Raw genomic sequence first — 18,110 nt, forward strand, 5'->3', positions numbered from 1 at the left:
GGTGGTCACCGCAAAATCCAGGGCAGTGATATTTTCATCCCTTCCGAGAACCAGCTTGGGCAACCATTTCATATTTTTTGACCTGCATTCGGAAGGAATTCCACATTACTTTGAAGGGCAGGCATTGATCAGCCATGTGTATTGCAAACCAATCATCACCAAAATCGCCAAGGAGTTGGCCACCGACGGTTTTGTCATGGCCTGTACTGATGCAGGAAGGGCTAAATGGGTCGAATCATTGGCCAATGATATGGGCGTAAATGCAGCTTTTGTCTTCAAAAGAAGGCTTTCGGGTGACAAAACCGAAGTAACCAGCATCAGTGCAGACGTAGAAGGCAAAGATGTGGTGATTTACGATGACATGGTCAGAACAGGTGGTTCCCTGATCAATGCAGCCAGAGCCTACAAACAAGCTGGAGCCAACAAAATCTTCACCATCACTACCCATGGTTTGTTCAGCAACGATGCCCTGGAGAAAATCATGGGTTCTGGCTTGATCGAGAAAGTAGTGGCGACCAACTCCCATCCAAACAGCCATTTTTCTACCAATCCGGATTTGCAGGTAGAAACGATAGCGCCCTTGATCATTGCGCAGCTCAATCAAATTTGAGAAAGGAAGTAGTGAGGGGGTTCGGAAGAATTGCCAGACCAACAATGAAGCTTGATGAAGGAATTGTTTTGAGATTATTCAAAACTCTTCCTCGTTAAAAACAGTACCTATAGAAACCAAGAAAACCCAAACTATGAAAGCATTGCTAATTGTAGATGTCCAAAATGATTTCATTCCAGGAGGAGCATTGGCGGTGTCTGGTGGTGATGAAATCGTTTCGATCATCAATGAAATCCAGGAGAAATTCGACTTTATCGTCGCTACCCAAGACTGGCATCCCGCCGATCATGGTAGTTTTGCTTCCAATCATCCAATGAAATCTGTAGGTGAATTCATTGATCTCAGGGGAATCAACCAGATTCTATGGCCCGAACACTGTGTGCAGGGAAGCCAAGGTGCGGATTTTCATCCCGATTTGAATAGGGACAAATGGAAGGCTGTATTCCAAAAAGGAACCGACCAGAGTGTGGACAGTTACAGCGGCTTTTTTGACAACAATAAAGCAGGTGATACGGGATTGAGCAGCTTCTTGAAAAAAAACAGAATCAATGAAATAAGCGTCTGTGGCTTGGCAACGGACTATTGTGTCAAGTTCACGGTATTGGACGGGCTGGCTGAAGGTTTTAAAATGCAGCTTATTGTGGATGCGACCAAGGCGGTGAATATCCGGGAAGGAGATTTCGATTTGGCAATTGAAGAAATGGAAAATGCCGGTGCAGTGGTCCTGCAATCAAGCCAATTTCAATAGCCAATTGGCAGCGTAAAACAATTTGGATCGCGCTATCACATCAATCAATCCCAAAGCGGGTAATCCGCTGACCTATTTTAAACCTATGAAAATCGTGAAAATCAATTCCTTTATCATTTTGTTGGCCCTTTTCTTCATGGGTTTGTCTGTACAGGCGCAAAACAACCGCTTGCATGATTACAATCCAGTCGGCTGGTATGCTTTCTTTGCCAATTACAAGTTGGATGATAAATGGAGCCTGCATGGCGAATTTCAATGGAGGAGAGAAGGATTTTTTCCAGATCCTCAACAGAATCTGTACAGGGTAGGGGTGAATTATGCGGTCCATAAACAGGTGGTTTTTAGGCTGGGCTATGCTTTTGCAGACACCTATTCCTACGGAAAAATCCCTATTCAAGCCTCTGCCAAACTTTTCCCGGAACATAGGACTTACCAAATGGTCACGATCAGCAATCCGATTGGAAGAGTAGCCTTGTCGCACCGGTTCATGCTGGAACAGCGCTGGGTGGGAAGATATGTCAATCCAAATCTGAGCAAAGTGGACGATTATAATTTTGTCAACAGGATCCGTTATATGGCAAGAATCCAAATTCCACTGGTCGGGCCGACATTGGAGGACAAAGAACCTTATTTGGCAGCATACGATGAAGTGATGATTGGATTCGGGAAATATGTGAATCAGAATATTTTTGACCAAAACAGAATAGGACTGTTGGCTGGATATCAATTCAGCAAAAGTCTACGAATCGAAGGAGGATACCTCAATCAGACGCTGCAATACGGTCGATTGGTCGATGGGAAAAGTGTTTTTCAACACAACCGGGGATTTATCTTGAATACCTATTTTTCACTTTAGGAATCTGCTAATCCGAAAAAAAAATGGAGCGATTACCAGACAAAATGGATCCTGATAAAAAAGATCCAATACCCCTCCTTCAGCAGGAGATCCTTCAACTCGAATCCTTGCGGGAAACGCTTAAAAATGAATTGAGGAGTTTTGAACATGTCATTCACAGTCAGTTGGATAGGGCAATTGCCAGAATGTCTGAATTGAATGACTTGTATAAGGTACAAAAAAACGCCAAAAAAGCCAAAAGGCTGGAACAAAAGAAAAGAGGGAAAAACTACCAAGAGCCAACAGGATTAAGAACGAACAGGAGTTCTTTTGGGAAAGAAGCAGTATTGGAATTGTCCGACAAGGAAGAGTTAAGACGACTGTACAAAGAAGCAGTCGTGCAGGTGCATCCCGATAAAATAGTTCATGGAGGGGAGGAAGGCAAAATCCAGGATGCTACGGCATTGACCGCGCAACTCAATGGGATCTACAAAAGAGGGGATCTTGAAGAATTGATTTATTTTTACCAAAACGTGATTCTGGGAAACCTTTCGACCGGATCGACCCCGCATCCAAAAGCGGATAGCAAGCAAAGGATTTCTTCGCTGATAAAGAAAAAAGAAGTATTGGAAACAGAAGTCGCCCAACTTCAAAACTCTTTTATCTATCAAGTCCTTAAAACCTACAAGGATCCACTTACATTCATTGATGAGCTCCGGATCCAGTTTCAGGAAAGGATCAAACAGCTGGAAAAAAGGACGAGAAAATCCAAGTGAATTTTTTGAAATTTAGAATTAAAAAATAAATAGATTTTAAAACGAGTTGAATAATTTTAGTCTTAAAAACCATATTTTTCAACTTATGTATTTCTCCATTAATTAATTAGTAGACATATTGGAAATAATTTTTTAGATTAGTGTTCATCATTTATACCCCTATTGTGAGCTTCTTTTAAACCAATAAGCGCAAATGCTGGATGTTATGATGTGACATATCCAAGTAACTATTGTGATCCGCAAGGTCATGGCAGCTGCACTAGAATATGTTGTGAAATACAAATCTGCCCAGTTCAAGACAGTTAATTAAATTTAATCTGATAACCTAGGTTTGAGAGATTCTCAAACTCGGGTTTAACATAAAAAACATGAAAATTATACCAGTATTGTCATCTCTATTATTTTTTATTCTACTCATGTCATGTCAAAATGAGGATAAAAATTCAGCAATTCATTTAACACCATCTGGAAAATATATAAAACTTCCCTTAGACAACAATACTCCTGTTCAAAGTGATGGCGTGCAATATTATCATGGAAAAAATCCTTTGCTTTTTAATCTTAATTGGGCAAAAAACAGCATCCAAATTTATGATATCAATTCACAATCAAAAATTAAGGATATTGAGTTTTCGACCGAGGGACCAGATGGGGTAGGTTATGTTTTTGGAATTTATGTACACAACCTAGACAGTATTTTTCTATTTAACCAAGGAATAGGTCAGATGTCTCTTGCGGATACTTCAGGAAGGGTTTACAGTAAAATCAAGTATAAACTTCCTGAAAAATACACACCTGCTTTTGTACACAATGCCTATTTTTTAAGCAATCCGATCTTGATAGGTGATAAACTGATTGTAAAAACACATTTTCACGGTCAAGTTACAGAGGTTAAAAATAATGAAATCAGCAAAAAAGAACTCATGTATGCGATTGACCTCAACACAGGAACCACACAATTTTTAGGGTTGAAATATCCAAAAGATTATTTAATCGATGGATCAAAATATTTTGAGCCTTCCATCTCCGCTGCGAATGGTAAATTTGTAGTTTCCTATTTTGGAGATCACAATGTTTATTATACTGATATGATGGATAGCACATTAATATCCAAATCTGGTAAAAGTCTAAATTTGGGCGGAGAATTGGCTATTTTATCAAATGATGCAGATCCGATGGCCTTAAGAAAATATGCATATGCTAGCCCTCATTATGAAACTATTGTACATGATCCATTTAGAAAAGTTTATCTACGTTTTGCCTTCCATCAATATGAACTGGATCCAAATGTGCAAATTCATGACTTGAGGAATTATTCAGGACCGTTTTCAATTCAAATATTTGATGAAGAACTAAATAAATTATCAGAAAAATCATTTGAAAAAAACACCTACCATCCATTCGATTTTTTCGTCGCCAAAGAAGGATTATACCTTTCCATCAATCACCCTTTAAATCCAGAAATCAATGAGGATATATTGGCTTTTGAGTTGATTCAGTTTAACTAAATATTTCAACCCGAAATATGCATTGGGTTTTTCAGTCGGGATTAACGCTTCGAGAATACCAGCCTATTGAGAGAATAAGTAGTATTGCTGATATGGTAAATCAAAAATAGTGAACAAAGACGGAGTGTTAAGTGATTTTAGGCCGGAATAGAAATAGTAATGGATAACAAAGGATTAAGCAGGAAACTAAAGGGGAAGAAAAACAAGCCTATGAGTTGGGAAGGTATCTATCAGTATATTGAGGTTCCCGGTATCTGAAACAACCGAAGTTATAGGGAGAGTGAGATGCTGATTTTTATATTTAGAATAAATGCAAGTCTGTCAAACGCATCTAAACCCCAAGGGATGCTCATCAGCGGTTTCCGTCCAAATATGAAAGGGTTTGCAGTCAGGGTGCAGCTTTGTGGTATTTATGTCAGCCCACCACAGTCACTTCAGTGCATCTTGTGCACTTCAGAGGAGATGCTTTTGGACAAATCTTTCATGGGTGATCAGTTGCTAATGAACGTATCAATCAAACACGAGAAATGATTACCTTTAGAATATGAAATTAATGTGTCTTTCTGAATGGAGAAAGGAATTGAAGGAGTAATAAGAACGAAAATGAAAAATTACCTTGATAGAACAAACTTTTGTTTAATTGCTTTTGGACTGTTGCTGGGGCTTTCAGGATGTGATTCTGGAGGGAGAGTTGAAGAAAAGAAAATAGTTGAACATGTTGCTAAATTGGCTCCAAAGGTTGCCATATCTGAAATTGAAGCTGGAATCAAAGCTTTTATTGACAAGGAAACAGCCTTGAATGATGGTTATTTTCTGGTTAAAGACGCTGAGAAAACGCTGCGTTTGAAGCTGGTGCGTGTACATACTGAATACCTTTCTAATTTGGGGCCGAGCAGATATTTTGCCTGCGTTGATCTTGCTGACGAAAAAGGTGATGTGTATGATGTGGATTTCTTTTTGGAAGGGGAGCCTGGGGCCATGAAGGTTACAGAAACTTCTCTCCACAAACTTAACGGTAAACCGTTTTATACCTGGAAGCAGGTTGTGGACAAGACTTGGCGTAAAATCCCTGTAGAAAAAGCCACATCTGACCTTTTAGGTGTTGTGGAAGTGGAGGATGAATTTGAGTTTTATTATCAGAGCGAATTACCGGAAATCACCGAATCGGCAAAAATGTGGATACCCATAGCCAAGACAGATACCTACCAAACTGTTGAGTTGATATCCATGAAAGCACCCGGCAAACAAAGAATACTAGCCGATAAAGATTTTAACAACAATATTCTTTACTTGGAACTAGGTCCTGAACACAGCGGTCAAAATCTGGAAATAATTTACAAGGTTAATCGCAAAGAAAAAGGCCCTTATGATGCCCAGATGCCTGTGCACGAAAGATATTTGAGTTCAAATCTTTTAATGCCTGTTGGAGGCCGTTTTCTAGAAATAGCCAATGAAGCAATTGGCGAAAAACGGAATGAAAGCAAACTGATGCAGGCACGGGCGCTTTACGATTATATTATTGACAACATGCGGTACATGAAGTTCGGCAAATATGGAAGTGGGGATTCGGATTTTGCCTGTGACTCCAAAACAGGAAACTGTACTGAATTCCATTCCTATTTTATTTCTCTGGCAAGATCGGTCGATATTCCAGCCCGTTTTTCCATTGGGGCTTCTGTTCCTTCTGACAGAAATGATGGAGGAATTGATGGGTATCACTGTTGGGCGGAATTTTATGCTGAGGGAAAATGGTGGCCGGTGGATATCAGCGAAGGGAATAAATACACAGCCCTTGCCACCTATTATTTCGGAAGACACCCCGCAAACAGGATCGAGTTGAGTCAGGGACGAGATATTGTTGTTCAGCCCGGGCCGGCATCTGGACCGATAAATTTTTTGGCCATGCCAATTTTAGAAATTGGAGGGAAGACTGCCTATCCAAAAACCAAATTTTCCTTTACAAGAAAAGCAGAGTAAGCAGTCAAAAAAATATCCGAAGACCTATAAATATCGATTTTAGGTCTTCGGATATTTTAATAAACTGTTGGATTAAATATTAACCTAATCCAGCAATCAAATTGTTTTCATTTGTGACTTGATTCCAGCTTTCCTTAATTTTTTGGATGTTCTCCACCTGTTGATTCAGCAGGATGTTCTGTGGAATCAGCAGGATGTTCCGCCTCTTCGGGATGCTCACCTGCATTTTCAGGTTGCTCAATTTTTTCGGTACCTTCCGATTCAGTCTTTTTGTTTCCACAGGAACTTAAAGAGGCAGAAAAAAGGAAGCCAAAAGCAGCTAATGTAAGAGCGATGGTTTTAAATTTCTTTAGTAAAATCATGATTGATTGTTTTAATGTTAGAAAATGAATAGATAAACCGCATTCTTTGTTAATCAAAATTACTATAATTTAGGTAGTCAACATGATTAAATGCCATTATTTTAAACTCTGTTTAACTTATAAAAATAATTATTTCAATTAGTTAAACGAAAATAGACACTTTTTTTTGTCTAGGGATTTTTGGGTTTTAAAATAAAAAACTTTTGAGAGTTGAAAAAGAACGGCTTGTTAAAAGCCAATACTGCTAATTGCCAAAAAATTCGTTTTTCTTTTTTTTGATGAATATTAAAATATCAAGATTCAAAAACACAAGTTGGCCCAACCAGAACTGGATTGTCAATTGTTCAACCAATATTCCTATATGAAAAAATCAATATCGAAATATTTACGATGTGCTGCATAAAATGCAGCAAAATGTTGATATGAATGGCCGTGAATCTCGTTTCATTAAGAAATTCAGTCATTGCAACAGGACTTCTGTAAAAGGGAGATAAAGAAAAAAAGAATGGGTTTTTGATTTTTTGCATCAGTTTTCCGACGGCTTTTGCGAAGCAAAAAATTGATGACAAACACTATCTAAATCAACCCGATGCCTGAAACCTTTATTTCTAGGGTTAAGCAATAAGCCATAGCCAAACAGTCCGAAAAATGGAATGATTCAGCCATCTGTTCAAGCTGGACTTATGTATAAGCCGCCTCAAGCATTACAAATGCTATTCCAGCCTGAAATTTCTCAATAGTTGGAAAGTTGTTTATTGTTTTTGACTTCACCATCCCGGTTATATGTCATATTCTCCCAATAGTCTGATTTTCTTGAAGTTTCAACTCCTCAATAAGGAAACCTAATGCATATTTTGGGTTGAATTGATAAAACAGCAATTTATTTCATTAGTTTTATCGGACATTTAATTGGTCAATGACGCCACTTTTTATAATCCTTTCTTTTCTTCCCATCCTTATGCTACTGGTCCTCAGTCTAGTAAAGAGTGTCAAGACGGGTATTTACGCTGGTTTTATTGTCACCTCGGCATTATTTTTTCTTTAGGCAAAGGAGTTATACCTTTTCTTGCTTCCCTGATAAGTGCGTTGGCTGGGACGGTAAATATTTTGATGATCATTTTCGGGGCGATATTTCTGTACCAGATCATGGAGCAAAAATCATACATATCCGGTATTAAGGATTCTCTAGCCAGAATTCATCCTGACAAGTCATTTAGATTTTACTTTTTGGCGTTTTTCCTAACTGCATTCTTTGAAAGTGTTGCTGGCTTCGGTACACCTGGGGCCATTGTTCCACTTTTGCTGATATCATTGGGTTATTCTCCCTTGCTATCCATTGCCGTGGTTCTTCTCATTGACGGTCTTTTTGCAATGGCGGGAGCTGTAGGCACACCTGTCACAGCAGGCTTCCAAATTCCCTTAAACCTCCAGATAGATGCTGTCAGCAACATCTATCTTTATTCGACAGGAGGAATGTTTTTGGCAGGAATAGTAATTCTGGTCTTTATTTTGATCTTTTTGAAAAGAGAAACCTTTGTAAATAATCAATCTTATGCATGGATATTGTACTTTGCGATCATGGTGCCAATGGTTTTGGTTTCCTTTTATTTGAGGGAACTTACCGGTATCATTGCCGCAGTGGTGATGGCTGGGGTTTCTTACATTTTTCTTTTCAAAAATAAAAAATACCTTACAAACCATGGACACCATATTTTGTGCTGGTAATCCTGCTACTGCTTCCCAAAATGTTTCCGGGATTGGCTGACTTTTTAGCTTATCGAGTAGAATTTAAGGCCATTCTAGGTACAGAGATCAGCGCGGGCCTTCAACCGCTACGGTCTCCGTTGATACCTTTTCTGATCGCTTCTGCTTTTGCCTTGTTTCAGGTGAAAGACTTTAAATTTGATTGGAAACCCGCTTTTTCAAAAACCTTCATGGTCTTTTTGGTGCTTTTCCCTTCCCTCGCCATTACGCAGCTGATGCTCAATAGTGGAAGTGACCTTATGCCCTCCATGATAGATGCCATCGCTGCCGAATTTATTAAATCCGGTCAGGCTTATCCCTTGATCAGTCCAATGATCGGAATACTTGGTACCTTTATTTCCGGAAGCACCACTGTTTCCAATATTATTTTTGGTTCAGTCCAGAATTCTTCTGCCCTAAGTCTTGGACTGAATCCTGAGATTGTCCTTAGCATGCAGCTCATGGGCGCTTCTTTGGGCAATGCGGTTTGTCTATTTAACATTATCGCTGCCGCAGCAGTGGCTGGGGAGAATGATTATGCCTCCATTCTGAAAAAATCATTGTTGCCGGTATTGGTCACCTCTTTGGTAGTTTCCCTTTTTGCTTATTTTTTGATCTGGTTTTTGGCTTGACATTCACTTTATTATTTTTTGTCCGGGAAAATAATCTGCTACAGAAAACACCGGAAATCAAAGCTGAAAAAACAGGGGGTTCCCCGGATGGATAATTGCTTTAGCCTTTTTGTAATATATAGATATTTCCACATGTCTTTTTTTTTCATACAAGTCAGTAATTGCTGTCTAATGATACATATAATCAAATAATGAAGCTATTGAGGTTCTACGACCACGGTATTCCTGTATTTGGAAAATGATTTCGTTTTAGCTTTTCTAATTGCGCCAAATTCAAGAATTGAGTTGTTTTGAATCAAAAGGTGCCTGCTCTAAAAAGTGTATTTGACAACCGGAAGTCATTTACCTCCCTATCAATTGCCATGGGCTTGATGATAATATGCATGCCGTTTTAAAATAAAAAATAGAGGTGAAGTGACTCCCAAATCCTGAAGAGATTATTAACCTCGACCGGATAAAAGCGTCACTTCACCTTTTTTCAAAAATTCAATTTTACAAGACCTTACTCTTGATGACCATCAATTTCACTCTTGTCATTTCATGGATGGAGTAGGGGATTCCTCCCAAACCTTCGCCAGAGGCATCTCTTCCGCCAAATGGCATCCAATCCACCCGAAATGCGGTGTGGTCATTGACCATAACTGCCGTTGCATTTAGTTTTTGGACGGTGTCCAATGCCACGTCCAAGTCTTTGGTAAACACTGCTGCCTGAAAATGCAGATCCAGACGATTTGCCTCCTTGATTGCTTCTTCCCTGTCCTGGAAAGGATAGACACAGACCACAGGACCAAAAATCTCTTCCTTGGAGACTTTCGCGTCTTGAGAAGGATTCCACAATACAGTCGGGGCATAAAGCGTATCGGAGATTCTTTTTCCACCGCAAAGCACTTTGGCTCCACTTTTCACTGCCTCCTCCACCCATTCTTCCACACGATCCACTTCTTTGGGTACGATCAGTGGACCGACTTCTGTTTTTTCATCTAGAGGATCTCCTACAACCAGCTTTTTGGCCATTTCTGCAATACTATTGGCAATGTTCTCCGCAATGGTTTCGTGGATAAATATTTTCTGGACGGATACACAAACCTGTCCAGCATGATAAAATCCGCCTTTCACCAACAAGGGAAGCATTTCTTTGACGTCCGCGTCTTTTTCCACAATGACGGGTGCCGCACCACCATGTTCCAAGGCAGATCGGGTGCCGGGAGATAGTTTGGATTTCAGGTACCAACCAATTTTGGCCGAACCGATAAACGAAAGAAAGTTTATCCTTTTGTCCGTGACCATGAATTCTGAGGTTTCATTGTCACAAATGACAGTTTGCACCCAACCTTTGGGCACACCAGCCGCTCCCAGGATGTCCATGAAAGCCAGGCAGGAAAGCGGGGTGGTAGATGCAGGTTTGATGATCACGGGACAGCCGGCGGCAAATGCGGTGACCGTCTGATGAATGACCAGGTTTAAAGGATGGTTGAAAGCCGAAATCGAAGCCACCACACCGATTGGCTCCCTTGTGGTGAAGGCAATGCGGTTGATTGACGCTTCCGTTTGTCCCATTGGGATTTGCTCTCCCTTGATTCTGGAAATTTCTTCGGCAGCGATTTTCACGCCGTTGATGGCGCGGAGCACTTCCACTTTGGAATCCTGATAGGGTTTTCCGCCTTCCTGAGCCGCTGTTTTGGTCAAGCTATCGATTTGATCCTTCATCAATGCCGCCACTTTTTCCAGGATGGAAATCCTTTTGTGTGCGGGAATCCATTTGCTTCGGTCCAAAAACAAGCCATTGGCTGTTTCCAATACTTTTTCCACTTCCTTTTTTCCCACCATCGGGATTTCTTTGATCAAGCTTTGGTCAAAGGGGGCATATATCTTCAAGGTTTTCTTTTCGCTCATAATTTCTGTGTTTTTTGTTTTAACATCACATTCAGAATGGGGTGGTTTAAGGAATAATCAACAGGGAGATCGATCACATGTACGCCATCGGTTTCCAAACAGTGTCTCAGGATTTCCTGAAAATCCCCGTCGTTTGCAGGGCGATAGCCATTGGCACCATAACTTTCTGCATATTTCACAAAATCAGGGTTTTTGTAGTCCAAGCCAAAATCATCAAAGCCCATGTCTTCCTGTTTCCATTTGATCATTCCAAAAGCATTGTCATTGAGAATGATCACGGTCAGGTTGAGTTTTAGCCGGATGGCCGTTTCCAATTCCTGAGAATTCATCATAAAACCACCATCCCCACATACGGCCACCACTTTTTTATCAGGATGAATCATGTTGACTGCCATAGCAGAAGGCAATCCCGCACCCATCGATGCCAATGCATTGTCGAGCAGGAGCGTGTTGGGTTGGTAGCAAGTGTAATTTCTGGCAAACCAAAGTTTGTAAACGCCATTGTCCAAGGTAATGATGTCCTGTGGTGCCAGACTTTCGCGAAGGAGATTGACCAGACGCTGCGGAAGCATCGGGAATCTTTCATCCTTGAAATAAGTACTCAGGTGTTGGGCAACTTCTTTTTTGACTTTTTCAAAAAAGCTGAAATCCCAATTTTGCTGTTTGGCGATTCTTTGGGAAAGTTTTTTGACGGTGGGCGTGATGTCACCCACGACATTGAGCTGTGGGAAATAAACAGGATCTACGCCAGCGGGGGAGAAATTGACGTGAATCACTTTTTTCCCTCCTTTTTTCATGAAAAAAGGAGGTTTCTCGATCACATCATGTCCCACATTGATGATCAGGTCGGCCTGGTCGATTGCGGTATGGATAAAATCATTGCTGGAAAGGGCGGCAGTTCCAAGGTATTGGGCATGCCTTTCGTCGATCACTCCTTTTCCCATTTGCGTGGTGAAAAAATAGATCCCTGTGGTATCCACAAATTCCCGTAATGCTTCGCAAGTGATCTTTCTATTGGCACCTGCACCGATAAGCAACAAGGGCATCTTTGCATCCTGGATCATCTTGACAGCCTGATCGATGGCAATGTCATCCGCTTTTGGGATAATGTGCCCCACTACTTCAAAAACATCCGGTTCACAATCTTCTTGGGCAATATCTTCCGGCAATTCCAAGTGGACAGCCCCCGGTCTCTCCTCGATGGCCAATCTAAAAGCTTCCCGAACGCTGGAGGCGATATTGTTGCTGTTGACGATTTGTTTGGTGAATTTGGTGATTGGACGCATTAGGTCCACCACGTCTATGATCTGAAAACTCGCTTGTTTGCTTTTTTTGATTGGCTTTTGGCCGGTGATCATCATCATCGGCATGGCACCAAGTTGGGCGTATGCTGCCGGAGTCACGAGATTGGTGGCTCCAGGTCCCAAGGTGGAAAGGCAAACTCCGGCTTTACCCGTCAACCTGCCGTAAGTGGCGGCCATAAATCCAGCGCCTTGCTCGTGGCGGGTAAGGATCAATTTGATTTTTGAATTTTTAAGGGATTGAAGAAAATCCAGGTTTTCCTCTCCAGGTACCCCGAAAATATATTCTACGCCCTCATTTTCAAGGGCTTTTATAAAAAGATCGGATGCTTTCATTGAGAGATTTATTTAGTTTTGAAAAATGATTTCAGCTTAACAACCCAATTTTAAAGGCTTAGAGTTCGGTGATTTGTATTTTTATTTAGGATATATAGGATGGAATTGAGATTTGAAGCCCATTTATTCATCCTGATAAACAAATATCTGTGCGTTATGAACCCTTTGGTTTTGGCTCCTGGATTTCGTTTTTTTTCAACCAATGATTTCTTTTCCATGAATGATGTTGTGAATGAACCTTAACTTTTCCTTCACCGAAGAATTGATCACAAAGGGATAGACATCCTTTGCGCCCATGCTCCTGTTCATGCTGTTCATCATAAATGTTACGGGCAACCATTGGTTGAAAATCTTATCAAAATCCAAAGTGTCGTAAGCATTTGATTCCTGCTTGGTGGAGAGGTAATCCCCGGGTTTTGAAATTCTGGGAGAAATGGACAGTCCAAAAGAAAAGGCCGTTTCCAGGGTGTCTACCATGTGCATGTAATGCGCCCAACTCTCCGCCCAGTCTTCCCAAGGATGCATGGTGGCATATGGACTGATGAAGTGTTCATTCCAGTCATTTGGCGCTCCAGTTTGGTAATGTCTGTTCAAGGCTTCCTGATAACTTGTGGTTTCATCCCCAAAGAGCTTCCTGAATTCACTCAAATGATCCGTCCCATAAATAAGGAGGTCCCAATAGTAATGTCCGACTTCATGGCGAAAATGTCCCAAAACGGTTCGATATACTTCCTCCATCTGGTTTTTGGCCATTTCCCTTTCGACGTCATCTGCTTCGGCAATGTTCATGGTGATCAGTCCGCTGGCGTGTCCAGTTAGCACCTGGTTTCCTATTTCTCTTCCATCATTGGATTTGAACGCAAAGGCAAGGCCTTTTTTAGGATCTGTTTTCTTACTGATCACTGGGAGTTTCCATCTCAAAAGACTGTAGATCAATCTGCGCTTTGCGGCTTCAATGATTTTCCATCTTTCCAGATGGTCAGGTTTCAAGATATCGGGAACGGTACTGTTCAGTGCGCAGGAAATACAATATTTGGCGGGATCATCATCCAGGATGACCCAGTTGCACACATTGTGTTCGTGGTTGGCACAAAAATGAAAACCTCTCCCATACATCGATCCAGTAAAAATGCCGTCATCATGGGCATGCAGAGAAATCATTTTTAAGGATTGCGCATCAAAACCCAAGGTGTTGCCACAATGCCCACAAAAGGTATTGTCGAAATAAACCGGATAAGCACAATGATTGCATTTGAATAGGCGCATTTTTTAGGACAATTGGGGGAAGGGAATCTTTTAAGGATAATAAATCAGCAATAATTCAGCCTTAAATTTTATTTTTAACAATGGGCAGCACTCTTTTGAATGGATTTTTTGAAATGTTGATTCAGATAAAAACCATACAGGTTGATGGTATTCAGAACTTTATCCATAAATGAAATAGTTTTCAAGTCCATCCAGTTTTTGACTTTGATCAACCAAGCTCAGGCCTTGCCAATTGCACAAGGGCAAGGAAAAGGTTCATATTCAGAAAGTTGCTTTCTGTTTTTGAATCCCCAGATCGATCCTAAACTCTATTCTCCAAATAGTCTGATTTTCTTGCAGTTTAAACCCGATTAGGAAGACCAAAGTAATTTTGGGTTAAATCGGCATTGAAATTCTTCGTCACTGTTTCATTTTTACATGATTTGTCAAGGTCCCAATCTGGTCGATGGTGATGGAAATGCTATCCTCTTCTTGCAAGGTGAACCCATCCTCCGGAACCAAGCAAGTTCCCGTCATCAGGTAAACGCCCACGGGGAAATGCATTTCCCTGAAAAGAAATTCGATCAGCTCCCCATGTCCGCGCTTCATTTGATTGATGGAAATCTGGCCGGAAAAAACCTCTTGGTTGTCTCTGTGGATCTTCATGGAAATGATGGTGTCTGAATCAATGGGTAAAGCAGGAACGTAAAGTCCAGGGCCGATTGCCGCCGAACGGTCATAGCATTTTGCCTGCGGCAAGTAGAGCGGGTTTTCACCTTCTATATCTCTTGAGCTCATGTCATTGCCAATCGTATATCCCACGATCTGACCCGATGAGGTTGCGTAAAGTGTGAGTTCGGGTTCTGGTACGTTCCATTGGGAATCCTTGCGGATGTGGACCGCCTGCTCGGGTCCGGCAACACGGAAATGGGTGGATTTGAAAAACAGTTCTGGCCTTTCTGCTTCATAGACTTTGGAATAAAATACCGCAGCTCCGCTTTCCTTGGACTCTTCCATTCTCGCTTCTCGGCTTCTCATATAGGTGACACCTGCAGCCCAGATTTCCTGCGTCCCTATCGGAGCCAAAATGTCTTTTCCATCCCAAATCACTTTTTCCAAATCTTCCAACTCATCCAAAACCAGTTGGTGAAGATTGTCGCGATTGACAAAATCATTCCAAGGGGTATTTTCCTTTAGGTAATGACCGGAATCTGTTTCGATGAGTATGCCTTCGGAAGTCTTATAAAGCCGCATGGAATAGGTTTTTTGGTTTTGGGATTTGGTTTCTTCTAGAATTATTTAACAAGTTAAGTTGTTTGTTTAAAATCCAAAAGAATATCAAAATGATTTACAATTTACAGGGATTAAGCAAATGGTCTGACACCCAAAAATCCGCAGAACCAATGCCAGTGCTGTTTATTGGCCACGGTTCACCTATGAACGGGATTGAGGACAACCTTTTTTCCCAGCAGTGGAAGAAATTGGGTCAAAAAATCCCAATACCGACCGCTGTCCTTGTCATATCAGCCCATTGGTTGACAAGGGGAACTTGGATCACGGCCATGGAACAGCCTAAAACAATACATGATTTTGGTGGATTTCCGAAAGCACTTTTTGATGTCACCTATCCAGCTCCTGGAAATCCGGAATTGGCTGAATATACGTCCAAGTTGGTTTCCCATAGCCATGTCGGTTTGGATCATGACTGGGGATTGGACCATGGTACCTGGACAGTCGTCCGGCACATGTATCCGGAGGCCAATATTCCTGTTATGCAATTGAGCATTGATTATGCCCAATCACCCGAATTCCATTATCGGCTAGCCAAAGATTTGGCTCAGCTCCGCAAAAAAGGAGTGTTGATTATTGGCAGTGGAAACATGGTGCACAACCTTGGAAAGGTGGCTTGGGACAAATTAAATGAACCGGAATATGGCTTTGACTGGGCTTTGGAGATGAATTCCATTTTCAAGGAAAAAATCAGTTCCAAGGACCATCAATCCTTGGTCGATTATATGCGTTTGGGACCGGCGGCAAGATTGGCCATCCCAACCCCAGACCATTATTATCCCCTTTTATACAGTCTGGGGCTGCAAGGTGAGAAAGAAGAGGTTGCTTTCTTCAACGACAAAGCTGTTGGCGGATCCCTGACAATGACCTCTGTGATGATCGGCGGGGAACATGATTTTGTGATTTAGGTTAGGCGGAAACAAAAGCTGTGTTTCATGTCGTGTTCAAACCGTTTTATGCATTGCCAATTCAATTATAGCCTAAAAATGCTTCTTAATCAGTCGGTTGTTTAGTATTCTTGACTTCACCAAATCAGTACTATGCCTTCATCCCCAAATAGTCTGATTTTCTTGATTTTTCAAGCCCATTAGGAAATCTAATCCATATTTCGGGGTCAAAATCGATTGCCGGAATTAGTCCAAGATTTTGATTCTCAAAATCTTGTCATCTCCAGGTCGGGTCTTGGCCCTACCATCCGTATTGCTGGTACAGACATATAGGTAACCGTCAGGTCCAATGGTGATGTCCCTGAATCTTCCGTAAACCCCTTCCGAAAGCCCCGTCGAAAACCAGCGTTCCGTTTTTTTGACTTTGAAACCTTCCTCTTCAAAAATCACACGCATCACCGCTTGGCCTCCCAAAGAGGTCACGAAAAGATCCCCTTTATAGAAAACCATTCCGGCAGGAGGGAAGGCAGCATCGTTCCAACTCAAAATCGGGTCTTCATACTCCTCAATTCCCGGTGCACCCACCACCATTGGCCAACCGTAATTTTTTCCTTTCACAACCAAATTGACCTCATCCCTGAATTTGACTTCGTTTTCGACAGCTGCTCCCGAAGGTCCATGTTCTGAGTTGAACATCGTTTGCGTTTCAGGATCCCAGGCAAATCCCTGAACGACACGATGGCCATAGGAATAGATGGGCGAATTGGGAAAAGGATTGTCCTTGGGGATTTCTCCTTCGGGCGTCACCCGGAGGATTTTCGAAGCCAGTGATTCCAGATTCTGGGCAGTAAAGGGTTGGCTCATATCACCCGTGCCGATATAGAGCATCTTGTCTGGACCAAAAGCGATCCTTCCTCCCAAATGGATGGCAAAAGCAGGGATATTGTCCAAAATGACCCGGTCGTCTTTAGCGGTGTTTCCGTCATGCTTGATCCGTATTACTTTGCTGGTCAATGCATTGTTTTCCCCAGCGTAAGTGTACATGAGGTAGATGAAGGATTGGTTTTCAAAATCAGGATGCAATGCCATGCCCATAAGGCCGGCATCTCCGACAGCCATGATATCGCTGACCTCAAAAAATGATTCCTGTATGTGGCTTCCTTTGGGTACTCTCATAATCTCTCCTTTTCGCTGCGCAACCAATGCGTCTCCATTGGGAAGGAACAAAAGGCTCCAAGGGATATTGAAATTTTCAGCCCAAACCTCCACTTCAACGCCCTTGGGTTCGGGCACAAAAGTTTCCGGGAATTTCTGTGGCATCTCTCCCAAAATAGGACTTGCATTTTGTGCGACTGACAAGGAGGAAGAAAGGATGAATAGAAAAATGATCAGTTGGGTTTTCATAGGGGATAGGATTTGATTTAAATTTAAACAAAAATCAATGCTTTTTAAATGAATATAATTCAAACGGTATTTGACTGACTGATTTTGGAAGACCAGAATTTAAAGCAAGGACCAAAGCTTTTATACCTGGATTTAGAGCATTGATTTTATTCATTCAGGGTTCCGGTGCTTGAAAGAAAAAGAAAATAAAATACTTCATTCAATTAATTCCGAAGCCCTTTGATCACGACATGACCCGTGCCGTCTTCTTTGCAGGGGTATTGGAATTCCTGTTTGACCTTTTTAGGATTATTGATGATGGCATAAAATGCATCCAGGTATTTGAGCGTGGATTGGATATACTTATGGTCAAGAAAGGCGCTTTTGGAATAAACTGCATAAATAGGCTCCTTGAGGGTATTGAAATGGGCTATTACCTTATCAAAATGCGCCATGTTGTCAATGCAAAACCCACGGTATCGTCTTTCCCGGACAGAACTCATTAATAATTCCGCTGCTGGTTTTGCATATGGAGCGCGGACAATTCCCGAATGGTCGAAATCATAGGGGACCGTCGAGGTCTT

The 18,110-nt window shown here is 41.5% G+C and carries 15 protein-coding genes and 1 pseudogene; 9 read left to right on the forward strand and 7 right to left on the reverse strand.

Annotated features, from left to right (window positions below; genetic code table 11):
• The 6 genes from prs to Q7J63_RS01725 form a co-directional block, all read left to right on the forward strand.
• The coding region (gene prs / locus Q7J63_RS01700) for a ribose-phosphate diphosphokinase (protein WP_304883713.1) at positions 1 to 610 on the forward strand (610 nt) is incomplete at its 5' end.
• Between the two features lie 133 nt (positions 611 to 743).
• On the forward strand, positions 744 to 1,358 hold the full coding sequence (pncA, locus tag Q7J63_RS01705) for a bifunctional nicotinamidase/pyrazinamidase (RefSeq protein ID WP_304883714.1): 615 nt from the start codon (positions 744 to 746) through the stop codon (positions 1,356 to 1,358).
• A gap of 85 nt (positions 1,359 to 1,443) precedes the next feature.
• Entirely contained in the window at positions 1,444 to 2,214 is a 771-nt protein-coding gene (locus Q7J63_RS01710) for a DUF2490 domain-containing protein (protein WP_304883715.1), read from the forward strand.
• 23 nt (positions 2,215 to 2,237) lie between these two features.
• Entirely contained in the window at positions 2,238 to 2,969 is a 732-nt protein-coding gene (locus tag Q7J63_RS01715) for a DnaJ family molecular chaperone (protein ID WP_304883716.1), read from the forward strand.
• A 368-nt stretch (positions 2,970 to 3,337) separates the two neighbouring features.
• Complete coding sequence (locus Q7J63_RS01720; RefSeq protein ID WP_304883717.1) at positions 3,338 to 4,477, forward strand: DUF4221 family protein; 1,140 nt, start codon at positions 3,338 to 3,340, stop codon at positions 4,475 to 4,477.
• A gap of 603 nt (positions 4,478 to 5,080) precedes the next feature.
• Positions 5,081 to 6,454, forward strand: a complete 1,374-nt coding sequence (locus tag Q7J63_RS01725; protein ID WP_304883718.1) for a transglutaminase-like domain-containing protein — start codon at positions 5,081 to 5,083, stop codon at positions 6,452 to 6,454.
• Between the two features lie 134 nt (positions 6,455 to 6,588).
• On the opposite strand, the gene Q7J63_RS01730 is transcribed toward Q7J63_RS01725, so the two are convergent.
• Positions 6,589 to 6,873 carry a hypothetical protein gene (locus tag Q7J63_RS01730; protein ID WP_304883719.1) on the reverse strand — a complete coding sequence of 95 codons (285 nt, stop codon included), beginning with the start codon at positions 6,871 to 6,873 and terminating at the stop codon, positions 6,589 to 6,591.
• A 1,053-nt stretch (positions 6,874 to 7,926) separates the two neighbouring features.
• Between Q7J63_RS01730 and Q7J63_RS01735 the strand changes: the two genes are divergently transcribed.
• Positions 7,927 to 8,541, forward strand: a complete 615-nt coding sequence (locus Q7J63_RS01735) for an L-lactate permease (protein WP_304883725.1) — start codon at positions 7,927 to 7,929, stop codon at positions 8,539 to 8,541.
• Between the two features lie 32 nt (positions 8,542 to 8,573).
• On the forward strand, positions 8,574 to 9,191 hold the full coding sequence (locus Q7J63_RS01740) for an L-lactate permease (protein ID WP_304883720.1): 618 nt from the start codon (positions 8,574 to 8,576) through the stop codon (positions 9,189 to 9,191).
• Between the two features lie 492 nt (positions 9,192 to 9,683).
• Here the strand turns inward: Q7J63_RS01740 and Q7J63_RS01745 are convergent, their stop codons facing one another.
• From Q7J63_RS01745 to Q7J63_RS01760, 4 genes are all read right to left on the reverse strand, one after another.
• Complete coding sequence (locus tag Q7J63_RS01745) at positions 9,684 to 11,084, reverse strand: aldehyde dehydrogenase family protein (protein ID WP_304883721.1); 1,401 nt, start codon at positions 11,082 to 11,084, stop codon at positions 9,684 to 9,686.
• Complete coding sequence (locus Q7J63_RS01750; RefSeq protein ID WP_019598451.1) at positions 11,081 to 12,721, reverse strand: acetolactate synthase large subunit; 1,641 nt, start codon at positions 12,719 to 12,721, stop codon at positions 11,081 to 11,083. The genes Q7J63_RS01745 and Q7J63_RS01750 overlap by 4 nt, the downstream gene beginning before the upstream one ends.
• 195 nt (positions 12,722 to 12,916) lie before the next feature.
• Positions 12,917 to 13,987 (reverse strand): putative zinc-binding metallopeptidase, encoded by a 1,071-nt coding sequence (locus Q7J63_RS01755; RefSeq protein ID WP_019598450.1) that lies wholly within the window; start codon positions 13,985 to 13,987, stop codon positions 12,917 to 12,919.
• A gap of 399 nt (positions 13,988 to 14,386) precedes the next feature.
• On the reverse strand, positions 14,387 to 15,220 hold the full coding sequence (locus tag Q7J63_RS01760) for a fumarylacetoacetate hydrolase family protein (RefSeq protein WP_304883722.1): 834 nt from the start codon (positions 15,218 to 15,220) through the stop codon (positions 14,387 to 14,389).
• Between the two features lie 89 nt (positions 15,221 to 15,309).
• Here Q7J63_RS01760 and ygiD point away from each other — a divergent pair, with 89 nt between their 5' ends.
• Complete coding sequence (ygiD, locus tag Q7J63_RS01765) at positions 15,310 to 16,164, forward strand: 4,5-DOPA dioxygenase extradiol (RefSeq protein WP_304883723.1); 855 nt, start codon at positions 15,310 to 15,312, stop codon at positions 16,162 to 16,164.
• A gap of 225 nt (positions 16,165 to 16,389) precedes the next feature.
• Here ygiD and Q7J63_RS01770 read toward each other — a convergent pair whose 3' ends face one another.
• Both Q7J63_RS01770 and Q7J63_RS01775 read right to left on the reverse strand, forming a co-directional pair.
• Positions 16,390 to 17,547 carry a sorbosone dehydrogenase family protein gene (locus Q7J63_RS01770; protein WP_304883724.1) on the reverse strand — a complete coding sequence of 386 codons (1,158 nt, stop codon included), beginning with the start codon at positions 17,545 to 17,547 and terminating at the stop codon, positions 16,390 to 16,392.
• A 203-nt stretch (positions 17,548 to 17,750) separates the two neighbouring features.
• Positions 17,751 to 18,110 (reverse strand): annotated as a pseudogene (locus Q7J63_RS01775) (hypothetical protein); the annotation flags it as partial.

Origin of the sequence: Rhodonellum sp. (genome assembly GCF_030656585.1) — a bacterium.
GTDB classification, from domain to species: Bacteria; Bacteroidota; Bacteroidia; order Cytophagales; family Cyclobacteriaceae; genus Rhodonellum; species Rhodonellum psychrophilum.

Excerpts from the sequence above, each read along its gene's own strand:
- Q7J63_RS01715 (WP_304883716.1), top strand. The coding sequence starts at position 2,238 with ATGGAGCGATTACCAGACAAAATGGATCCTGATAAAAAAGATCCAATA.
- ygiD (WP_304883723.1), top strand. The coding sequence starts at position 15,310 with ATGATTTACAATTTACAGGGATTAAGCAAATGGTCTGACACCCAAAAA.
- Q7J63_RS01720 (WP_304883717.1), top strand. The coding sequence starts at position 3,338 with ATGAAAATTATACCAGTATTGTCATCTCTATTATTTTTTATTCTACTC.
- Q7J63_RS01760 (WP_304883722.1), bottom strand. The coding sequence starts at position 15,220 with ATGCGGCTTTATAAGACTTCCGAAGGCATACTCATCGAAACAGATTCC.
- pncA (WP_304883714.1), top strand. The coding sequence starts at position 744 with ATGAAAGCATTGCTAATTGTAGATGTCCAAAATGATTTCATTCCAGGA.
- Q7J63_RS01725 (WP_304883718.1), top strand. The coding sequence starts at position 5,081 with ATGAAAAATTACCTTGATAGAACAAACTTTTGTTTAATTGCTTTTGGA.
- Q7J63_RS01750 (WP_019598451.1), bottom strand. The coding sequence starts at position 12,721 with ATGAAAGCATCCGATCTTTTTATAAAAGCCCTTGAAAATGAGGGCGTA.
- Q7J63_RS01755 (WP_019598450.1), bottom strand. The coding sequence starts at position 13,987 with ATGCGCCTATTCAAATGCAATCATTGTGCTTATCCGGTTTATTTCGAC.
- Q7J63_RS01770 (WP_304883724.1), bottom strand. The coding sequence starts at position 17,547 with ATGAAAACCCAACTGATCATTTTTCTATTCATCCTTTCTTCCTCCTTG.
- Q7J63_RS01745 (WP_304883721.1), bottom strand. The coding sequence starts at position 11,084 with ATGAGCGAAAAGAAAACCTTGAAGATATATGCCCCCTTTGACCAAAGC.
- Q7J63_RS01735 (WP_304883725.1), top strand. The coding sequence starts at position 7,927 with ATGATCATTTTCGGGGCGATATTTCTGTACCAGATCATGGAGCAAAAA.
- Q7J63_RS01710 (WP_304883715.1), top strand. The coding sequence starts at position 1,444 with ATGAAAATCGTGAAAATCAATTCCTTTATCATTTTGTTGGCCCTTTTC.